The organism is Yaniella sp. (assembly GCF_030453185.1).
Classification (GTDB): Bacteria; Actinomycetota; Actinomycetes; order Actinomycetales; family Micrococcaceae; genus Yaniella.
This window is the reverse complement of sequence record NZ_JAKDKW010000085.1, coordinates 1-8,981: the sequence shown is the minus strand read 5'-3', so window position 1 is coordinate 8,981 and position 8,981 is coordinate 1. Positions and strand designations below refer to the sequence as shown.

Sequence of the window (8,981 nt, the reverse complement as noted above, 5' to 3'; positions counted from 1 at the left end):
CCCACCGAAGAATTTTAGGCAGACGTCCGACTACTCATCGGTGGATCAAGGCTAATCTCTTCAACTTTGCTTGGTGGTCGTTTTAGGCGTTTCCGTTAGCGGCCGGCCGGGTAGTACTGGGCGGTGGGCACCCAGAGAGAGCATGGCCAGGGCGATTAATGCGTCAGCGGATTTGAACCCAAATGCCATTTGAGTCATCAATCCGATCTTGGTATTGGTGGATTCGATCAACCCGTTAGACAAGCGGTGTTCGATGGCGGCCAGGGTCTGGTCCTGGTGTTTGACGATGGTGCGTTGCAGCTTGACGAATTCCCGGATCCGGCATCGTTTAGCCCAGCTAATCCAGCCGTCTAACGCCTCACGGGCAGCATCCACGTGTCTCAAACCGTGCAAAACTCATGTCTCCAGCCATGCAAAATAAATTGTCCCTTGACACACGCGCAATGTCAGTACCTTTAGCACACAGGAGGTCACGACCTTATGCACAGTCAATGTCGGGACCTCGTGCGCAGCTACCATTTAGGATCCAGAGCTGCCTTTAGGAGCGAGGGCCTGGAATTTCTGGAGGGCCTGTTCGCGGCGTTTGGTCCACAGTGGGGCGGGTCTTTGAGCCATACGCCTTGGATGTTGTATGAATTCACAAATTTTTTGGGCCCGGTAATCGCTACGATCGGCAACGGCACGGAGAGCACCATGTCGCCTTCGCCCACGCACCAATACGCCAATTGACCATCAGCCACGGTCCGATACAGCTGTCGTTCCGCGTAGTTATTCGGCAACGCGATCTTCCAGCCTTGGAAGAACACACCACGATTCTGCCCGGTGATGGTGACTACCTGCGGGGTCATATTCGGTGGCAAGCTTTGATGCGGCCGACGATGATTATAGTGCTGACGATACGACACCAACAGGGCATTGACCTCCTCCAAACTGGTGGGCTGGTGGGCTTGTAAGAACCGGTATAACGTCTGGTGGCTGCGCTCATTTTTGCCCTGGGTTTGTGGATGATACGTCCGCCCACTAATCGCCAGCGAGCCAACGGAGGCCAGGTAGAGTTCCATGGCGCCCACCCGGCCTTGACGCAGCTGATTGAACGACGAATGGTTTTCTGACAACACCTCATGTGGGGCCCCGTAAGCGGTGATACACGCTTGCATCACGGTCATGGCGTCGTCAGCGTTTTCCGGATCAGCAAACGCGGTGGTACCCATGTCTTTGCGCGTGGCGTCATCCAGCACCTGATAAATCGTCACCTTGGATGTGTGGTCATCAAACAGCTTGTATTCAAATGCGTCAATCTGCCGTAACGCCATGGTTTGGGACCGCTGGAATCCCACATACGACGATTTGGGTCGCTTCTTGGGGTTGGCTTCCACCGCCCCGGCAGCCCGCAGCAAGCGGGCGATGGTCGATACCGACGGGATCGGTGGTTCCACCAGGTGTTCCACCGCAATTTCAAACCGGATCGACATCGGCCCATAATCCCAGCCACGTGATTTCAGATCCGCCCGTGCCGCCAATAACACCCGAGTCACAGAATCGTCGTAGACCCGCTGAGTCCGATGTGGTGCACTGCTGCGTGGATGCAACGCCGCCTGAGATTCCTCAGCATACCGTTGCCGGATCGTATAAAAACTGCGCCGGGAAATCTTCAACGACGTACAAAACTCTGACACCTTCACAGCATCCGGGTTAGCAGGATCAAAAGCAATAATTTTCTGGCGCACAGCCTGTGACAAAGGAGTAACCATAACCCCTAATCAACACCGCAATGTGTGCACAACGTACTGACACAGCACATCCGATCGTCAGACCACTGCTTCCCGATACGCAGACACCCGCTACCGGATAGGGCTTCCTAGCACCGATCAGCCAGGGTGCGGTCTGACGCCTCTGTTTGATGTCGTAGCTCGTCGAATCGTGTACTCCGTATATGAGTTCGCGTAGCACGAGAACCGTCCAGGGCCGCCGAGAAAATTCATGCTCCGAGCACTCTGTCGTCACTCGACTTGTTCATTGTCAATCTGGCGCTGCCTCGCATCGGTGAAGCGTTCCCGACTGCATCTCCGCAGGCAGTGTCGTGGGTGCTCAACGCTTACACCGTTGCGGCCGCAGCGCTAGGCCGTCTCCATGAACAAACCCCGGCTGATGAAATCATGCTCGTAACCATGGGTTTCTCTCATGCCCATTAACTGATTGCCATCGAGACGGCGGTGGCTGGGTTTGAAATCCGACCATGGTGTTCCACGAGTTGCACGAAGCGATCGATATAGCCTTGCAGAAATGCCACAGTAGATTTTTGTGCAATACGATCGTGTACGTCGAACAGGGAAGGCGATTGCCCGAGAAATACTTCGGGTTGGCCCGGCTGCGGCATATCGAAATAGGAGAGCGCCAGCCGAAGGTTCTTTTGTGAGCTGTAGCCGCCCATCCGTCCAACCGAGTGGCTGATGATGCCGGCTGGCAGGTGACGCCATGCCACATCTGAGTTGGGCTTTGATCCGATATCGATAGCATTCTTCAGGGCTGCGGGAATCGTACGATTATTCTCTGGAGTGATAAATAGCACACCATCGGAAGATTTGATGGTGTCACGGAATGCCGTATATGCAGCGGGCGCGGGCTTGTCGGTGACTGCTGGATCATCGTAGTCGAAGTCATATAGTGCTAAATCCCGGATCTCCACAATGCGGGGAACGACTCCCTCGGGGAAATACTCAAGAATATTGTTGGCAATCTTGCGGGAATAGGATCCGCGACGCAGGCTGCCGATAAGTACAGAGATCGTGGTAGACAATGACGCTCCTTTGTATTGCATGAATATAGGTGTGAAGGGCCTGACTAAAATTCCCAGTCGGTGTCCTGGGTTTCTTCTGCTTTGCCGATGACGTAAGACGAACCGGACCCTGAAAAGAAGTCGTGATTCTCGTCTGCCCCGGGGGTCAGAGCCGATATGACAGAAGGGTTCACGGCGGTTTCCGATGCATCGAAGCGACCGGGATACCCGAGATTCATGAGCGCTTTATTGGCGTTATAGCGAACAAAGACGGAAACTTCATCAACAAGACCAAGTGGCGCGTAGAGCTCTTCGGAATAGGCCAGCTCAAGTTCGTAGAGCTCGTCCAACAAATTATGCGTAAATTCTTGCATCCGCTCGTGATCAGGACGGGGGTAGGTTTCGAGATGCCGCTGATATTTATACCCCGAGTAATAGCCATGGATTGCTTTATCGCGGAGGATCAAACGGATCATGTCGGCGGTATTGGTCATCGTGCCCTGCACGGAAAAGTACAGCGGCAGATAGAAGCCGGCGTACAGCAGTAGCGACGACAATAGCGTTGATGCGACCTTGCGTTCTAGCGGATGGTCGCCGTAATAGTATTGCATAACGGTTTTGACTCGGGTCTGTAAGAGCTCATTCTTGATGGCCCAGCTATAGGCATCATCAATTTGTGGGGTCGTCGACAACGTCGAAAAAACCGACGAATACGAGCGTGCGTGCACCGCCTGCATGAAAGCGATATTGGTGTAGATCGCTTGCTCATGTTCGGTGTGGGCATCTTGTATCTGGCATATTTCGCCCACGGTTGCCTGAACAGTGTCCAACATGGTCAAGCCGGTGAAAACCCGCATGGTCGCGGTCTGTTCTGGGTGCGTCATGGCCAGCCAATCCGAGCGGTCGTTGGACAGCGGGACCTTCTCAGGCAACCAGAAATTACTGGTGATGCGGTTCCAAACCTCTATGTCTTTGGGATCATCGAGATGATTCCAGTTGATGGGTCGCAAGGGGACCGAAGGGTCAAGCCTATAGTTTGGCGGGGTCGCGGAAGCCTGGCTGATGTCAGTGGTGCTACTTTTCATGGACGGTCCTCTCATCCTGTGGTTTGAAAACTGGGTTTTGTGCCGTGATCAGTGAATGATCAGACAGTGGTTGGTTCTGCGGTAGCCAGCTTGCTCCAAAAATCGCGAAGCCCCTCGGTGACGCGTTCGGTATCGTGCGATGTACCCAACAGTTCGAAGCGATAAAGCTCTGGTACCTGACACTTTTGGGAAATCACGGGGCCGGCCAGGCAATAGTGCGCTCCAAAGTTGGTGTTTCCGGCAGTGATGACGCCACGCAACAGATCCCGGTTCTGTGGATCGTTGAGAAAAGCGATCACTTGTTTGGGAACGGCCGTCGATGGTTCGCCGCCGCCATAGGTGGGTACGACCAGGACGAATGGTTGATTGACGCGAATCGGCCCCTCGACGCGTGGGCGCAACGGAATCCGGATAGCTGGTCTGTTGAGGCGATCAACGAAGCGCTTGGTGTTCTCCGAGACGGAGGAAAAATAGACCAGGTCAGGAGAGTGCTCAGCCGAAATTTCTTGCACGGGCAGCTTCTGTCGAGATGTTGTGCTTTTGCTCATGGAGTCTCCTGTAACGACATGGACGATGCCCTGCGACGTTTACTACATGTAGTGATCAATGATCATGGGCAAGGCAATATCTAGTTCTATCAGATGAAGGGTCATTAATCTACGACAAGACGAAGTTGCATGTTTGGCAGGACGTATATAAGGTTTAGGGCGTACCGAATATCAATCCTGAGGAGTTGTCAACATGGCGGGCCAATCCCGACAGTACGGTTGGTTAGAGGCCGTTGGTCTCTTTCAGCAGTTGCGAAATGGAGATTATGAGACAGCGCGGCGGCTGATCGCAACGTCCGCGAGCCCGGACCTTGTTGTCGATGACTTGCTGCGCATGCTCGTGGTCTTTTTGCGTGGCGAAGACGTCGGTAAAATTGACCGCTTTGTTGAAGTGGCGCTTCGAGCAGGTCCACCTCCGTCGCCGCCAACCTTCGTAGGAGAGGTGTAATCACAATGGTCAACGAAGCATTGCAGCAGGCCCGAATCAAAAACGTGGCCATACAGAAATTTGTCACTGAATGGGCGGAGCTGACGCAGCCTGACCAGATTACCCTCGTGAGCGCCGCTGATGACACCAAACTGTTAGCAGAAGCGGTGCAAGCCGATGAGCTGCTGAGCGCTGGCGAAGGCAATTATTTTGCCCGGTCGCATCCTAAAGACACGGCGCGTTCGGAACAGCGAACGGTTGTGGCGACCAGTCGGCCATCGGATCGCGGCGTCTATAACAACTGGCGCCATGCTGATGAAGTAGTGGCGCAGCAGCGCGAAAACATGCGTGGCGCTCTGCGGGGTAAAACCATGTACGTCATCCCGTATCTGATGGCGGTGCCCAACACACCGTTAGCGAAATATGCTGCTGGTGTGCAGCTCACCGATGATCGGACCGTTGTGCTGCACATGATCCGCATGGCCCGGGTGGGCATTGAGGTCTTTGATGACCTTGCCGATCCGGAGTTTTTTGTCCGCGGGGTCCATGTGACGGGAGACCTCGAACAGTTGGGACAGGGCACTGACGAGGATCAGAGATTATTCGCCACCGTCGCTGACCAACGGTTGATCCTGCACTATGGTTCCGCTTACGGAGGCAACGCGCTGCTGGGTAAAATTGCTCACGCGCTACGCCAAGCTGCATATGACGGCTGGACTTCCGGGGAGTTCTTAGCCGAACAATTCATGCTGCTGGGCATCGTCGACCACGCCACCGGCGAGCGGTTCCACATTTGTGGTGGTTTCCCCTCGGCTTCCGGGAAAACAAACCTTGCCATGATGCTGCCACCCCAGGGCATGGAAGATCGGTACAGCGTGGAATTCTATGGCGACGATATCGCCTGGCTGTGGCCGGGCGAAGACGGACGCCTCTACGCGATGAATCCCGAAAATGGCATTTTTGGCGTGGCCAAAGATACTAACCACACCACCAACCCCGCTGCCATGGACTCCATCCAGCCCGGTTCTGGCGCTATCTTTACCAACGTCGCCCGTCATGACGAAACCGGGGCGTTATGGTGGGAAGGAAAAACACCCAGCCCGCCCGAAGACATAGCTGGTTGGCGCGACTGGACCGGACATCTGATCTCCACACGAAGCCTAGAGGACCGCGACAACGCCTGGGCTCATCCCAACGGTCGGTTCGCCACGTCGCTGATCAAAATCCCGACGCTGGCAGCCAACGCACAAAACCCGGCGGGGGTCCCCATCGATGCGATTATTTTCGGTGGTCGAACCCGAGATCGCGAACCGCTGGTGCGAGCGATCAGCGATCCAACCGAAGGTGTCTACGACGGCTTGACGATGGGTGCAGAAGCTACCTTTGCGGCTGAAGGACTCGACGGGCAGATGCGCTATGATCCGATGTCCATGCGTCCATTCATGTCCTATCCGGAGGGCGAGTACGCGGCGCACTGGCTGAAGATCCTCGACACGCTTGATGATCCGCCACTGTTTGCACACGTCAACTGGTTCCAACGCGATGCCGACAACGGATTTATCTGGCCCGGCTACCGGCAAAACCTTCGTGCCTTGGTCTGGCTGCTCGACTATCGTGCCGGCACAACACACGGTATAACCACCCCCGTCGGTGTGGTGCCTCGAGTTGACGAACTGGACCTGCGGGGTCTAGATATCTCCGCCGAACGTTTACAGCAGCTGCTACGCATTGATACTGAACTGTGGCGCAACGAAATGCGGCAGCGTGAAAACTATTTGGCCCAATTCAGGTTGCCTACCAACATCTCCGCCGTCCATCAGCGTATTCATAGGCAATTCGACGACAAACAACATCACTCATAAAGGATCATGCATGTTTAACACAGCGAAAACCAGGCGCTCCTGTCGTTTCCGTGGGTTAGCGGCCGGCCGGGTAGTACTGGGCGGTGGGCACCCAGAGAGAGCATGGCCAGGGCGATTAATGCGTCAGCGGATTTGAACCCAAATGCCATTTGAGTCATCAATCCGATCTTGGTATTGGTGGATTCGATCAACCCGTTAGACAAGCGGTGTTCGATGGCGGCCAGGGTCTGGTCCTGGTGTTTGACGATGGTGCGTTGCAGCTTGACGAATTCCGGGATCCGGCATCGTTTAGCCCAGCTAATCCAGCCGTCTAACGCCTCACCGGCAGCATCCACCGGCAGTTTGAATACGGCACGTAGGCCTTCTTTCAATAAATACGCCCGATAGAGTCGCGGGTCCGCTTTGACGATCCAGGCCAGCTTGTGGGTCTGGTTTTGGGTGAGGTCTTCCGGGTTTTTCAACAGGGCAAACCGGGCACCTTTGAGCCCTTTGGCACGCTGTGACTGCGGTGCCGGCGGGGCATCTGCGGCAGGTCTACCCCGAGGTCGTTTCGGCTCGGCCCCAGCTAACTGTCGAGCCTCGTTCCAGGATTGACGCCGGACGTCATTGAGCGCATCCGTAGCCCATTTGACCACATGAAACGGATCAGCCATCCGGATAGCATTGGGACAACGTTGCGCCACGACCTTGGCAATGAATGGGGTACCATCGGCTAAAACATGGGTGATCTGAGCACTGCGGTCTTCGCCCAACGCGTCAAAGAACTCCTCCAGAGTGGCTGTGCTGCGGCCAACACCAGCCCACACCAGATTTTTGGTGTCGTGATCCACCACGATCATCAGATACTTATGGCCCTTCTTATAGCTGATCTCATCGATGCCAATCCTGACCAGCCCATCAAAACGATCATGCTGAGCTTGACCACCAGCCCACACCCTCGAAACCATCGATCCCACCGTACGCCACCCGATGCGCATCAATTGCGTGACCGTGGTTTTAGAAGTTTTGGTCGCCAACCACGCAGCCTGCTGCTCAAAATGATACGTATGCCGAGCACTATGCCGAGCCCAGGGCACCTGGGCGACTGTGACCTCATGCACCCGACAGTCCACCCGCGGCGCTTGGGATTGTAAATACACCGGGACGGTGCCTAAATCCAGTCCCCGCCACCGCCTGGGACCCTCACCGGGATCATAGAAAACAGCCCTGCGTTCACAGACACCACAGCGTGGCGTGAACCGCTTGGCCGGTCGGACATCCACGACCACGATGTCCTGGTCTTCGGCGTAGGCGACGGCCTCAATAATGGTCGTTTTGTCGACACCCAGTAGCCCACGCCATAAACTAGTATTCTGCACGCCGCTTCCACGTCACTATGGTTTTGGAGATTCAACACCTCAAAACCTAGACCAGAAGCGGCGTGTCTGGGTTACATCACAGTTTCGTTACCCACGGAAACGACACAAGAGCCTCATTTCAGCAGTTGGCTTGGGTCGTATCCCAATGTGACTAACCATAATCGGTAGGCGATGACTATCAGAGCGATCTCGCCGAGACCTTCGCTGAAGTGCATGTACGACATGCCGTTTGGTTCTTCGGGAGCTGTGCCGATATTCATATTAGATGCGCGTAAGCTTGCGGGTTTTGGGTTCAGCGTTTTTGCAGCGTCACTTCCCCGATGGTTGACATCTCATCATCTGGTAATAGCGGATTTGGCCAATGAATATGCGGAAAAGGTCCTCCACGAGCTGCGGAGCTTGTATACCTTCATGAGATTTTCGTCCGGCCATGCATCCACTACGGAATTGGTTGGCCGCAGCCGGAATGATTTACCCCGTTGGTAGCCTTACCTCGCTAGGTGCAAGTTTCTGCCATATTAGTCAGGTTCGCTCCAAGGACTCCTTGATGTTTATGACACCCGGCCAGAAGCCAGGCTACACTGGATGTCATTCAATGAACAGTGTTCAGTAAGTTGTTTGCAGAGGAGTAACCTTGTCTGTCCGAGATTTAGCCCGCATAGCGGTTTTTGCGGCACTTACAGCCGCGATGGGCCTAGTGGGTTCCATTACCTTGGCGGGCGGGGTGCCCATCACCTTGCAATCTCTCGGGGTTATGCTCGCCGGTGCGGTGCTTGGCCCATGGCGTGGTGCCGCCTCAATGGGGTTGCTCATACTCGGTGTGGCCATCGGGCTGCCACTATTGGCTGGTGGTCGCGGAGGCATCGGTGTCTTTGTTTCTCCAACAGCCGGGTATCTCATCGGTTATGTCATTGCCCCCATTGTG

At 55.1% G+C, this 8,981-nt stretch carries 10 protein-coding genes and 1 pseudogene; 4 read left to right on the top strand and 7 right to left on the bottom strand.

The window, feature by feature from the left end:
• Positions 1–60: 60 nt before the first annotated feature.
• Positions 61–363: pseudogene (locus L0H14_RS10695) on the bottom strand (transposase); the annotation flags it as partial.
• A gap of 149 nt (positions 364–512) precedes the next feature.
• On the bottom strand, positions 513–1,751 hold the full coding sequence (locus tag L0H14_RS10690; RefSeq protein ID WP_301419565.1) for an integrase core domain-containing protein: 1,239 nt from the start codon (positions 1,749–1,751) through the stop codon (positions 513–515).
• Positions 1,752–2,009: 258 nt separating this feature from the next.
• Here L0H14_RS10690 and L0H14_RS10685 point away from each other — a divergent pair, with 258 nt between their 5' ends.
• The gene (locus L0H14_RS10685) at positions 2,010–2,192 is read left to right on the top strand and encodes a hypothetical protein (RefSeq protein ID WP_301419566.1); all 183 of its coding nucleotides are present in this window, start codon (positions 2,010–2,012) and stop codon (positions 2,190–2,192) included.
• Here L0H14_RS10685 and L0H14_RS10680 read toward each other — a convergent pair.
• From L0H14_RS10680 to nrdI, 3 genes are read right to left on the bottom strand one after another with little or no spacing between them, the layout of a single operon-like run.
• Positions 2,189–2,797 (bottom strand): NADPH-dependent FMN reductase, encoded by a 609-nt coding sequence (locus tag L0H14_RS10680; protein WP_301419567.1) that lies wholly within the window; start codon positions 2,795–2,797, stop codon positions 2,189–2,191. The genes L0H14_RS10685 and L0H14_RS10680 overlap by 4 nt on opposite strands.
• Positions 2,798–2,841: 44 nt before the next feature.
• On the bottom strand, positions 2,842–3,861 hold the full coding sequence (nrdF, locus tag L0H14_RS10675) for a class 1b ribonucleoside-diphosphate reductase subunit beta (RefSeq protein WP_301421804.1): 1,020 nt from the start codon (positions 3,859–3,861) through the stop codon (positions 2,842–2,844).
• 59 nt (positions 3,862–3,920) lie between these two features.
• On the bottom strand, positions 3,921–4,409 hold the full coding sequence (gene nrdI, locus L0H14_RS10670; protein WP_301419570.1) for a class Ib ribonucleoside-diphosphate reductase assembly flavoprotein NrdI: 489 nt from the start codon (positions 4,407–4,409) through the stop codon (positions 3,921–3,923).
• A 193-nt stretch (positions 4,410–4,602) separates the two neighbouring features.
• On the opposite strand from nrdI, the gene L0H14_RS10665 reads away from it, so the two are divergent.
• On the top strand, positions 4,603–4,857 hold the full coding sequence (locus L0H14_RS10665; protein WP_301419572.1) for a hypothetical protein: 255 nt from the start codon (positions 4,603–4,605) through the stop codon (positions 4,855–4,857).
• A 5-nt stretch (positions 4,858–4,862) separates the two neighbouring features.
• Complete coding sequence (locus L0H14_RS10660) at positions 4,863–6,698, top strand: phosphoenolpyruvate carboxykinase (GTP) (protein ID WP_301419573.1); 1,836 nt, start codon at positions 4,863–4,865, stop codon at positions 6,696–6,698.
• 14 nt (positions 6,699–6,712) lie between these two features.
• Here the strand turns inward: L0H14_RS10660 and L0H14_RS10655 are convergent, their stop codons facing one another.
• Together L0H14_RS10655 and L0H14_RS10650 are read right to left on the bottom strand one after the other, a co-directional pair.
• A complete protein-coding gene (locus L0H14_RS10655) occupies positions 6,713–8,056 on the bottom strand; it encodes an ISL3 family transposase (protein WP_301421803.1) in 1,344 nt (447 codons plus the stop codon).
• A gap of 113 nt (positions 8,057–8,169) precedes the next feature.
• The gene (locus L0H14_RS10650; protein WP_301418483.1) at positions 8,170–8,316 is read right to left on the bottom strand and encodes a hypothetical protein; all 147 of its coding nucleotides are present in this window, start codon (positions 8,314–8,316) and stop codon (positions 8,170–8,172) included.
• A gap of 428 nt (positions 8,317–8,744) precedes the next feature.
• On the opposite strand from L0H14_RS10650, the gene L0H14_RS10645 reads away from it, so the two are divergent.
• Positions 8,745–8,981, top strand: a 237-nt coding sequence (locus tag L0H14_RS10645) for a biotin transporter BioY (protein WP_367618773.1), incomplete at its 3' end; no start/stop codon positions are given.

What these genes read in the sequence shown, in the direction of transcription:
- L0H14_RS10690 (WP_301419565.1), bottom strand. Translation starts at nt 1,751, where the DNA reads ATGGTTACTCCTTTGTCACAGGCTGTGCGCCAGAAAATTATTGCTTTT.
- nrdF (WP_301421804.1), bottom strand. Translation starts at nt 3,861, where the DNA reads ATGAAAAGTAGCACCACTGACATCAGCCAGGCTTCCGCGACCCCGCCA.
- nrdI (WP_301419570.1), bottom strand. Translation starts at nt 4,409, where the DNA reads ATGAGCAAAAGCACAACATCTCGACAGAAGCTGCCCGTGCAAGAAATT.
- L0H14_RS10665 (WP_301419572.1), top strand. Translation starts at nt 4,603, where the DNA reads ATGGCGGGCCAATCCCGACAGTACGGTTGGTTAGAGGCCGTTGGTCTC.
- L0H14_RS10660 (WP_301419573.1), top strand. Translation starts at nt 4,863, where the DNA reads ATGGTCAACGAAGCATTGCAGCAGGCCCGAATCAAAAACGTGGCCATA.
- L0H14_RS10650 (WP_301418483.1), bottom strand. Translation starts at nt 8,316, where the DNA reads ATGAATATCGGCACAGCTCCCGAAGAACCAAACGGCATGTCGTACATG.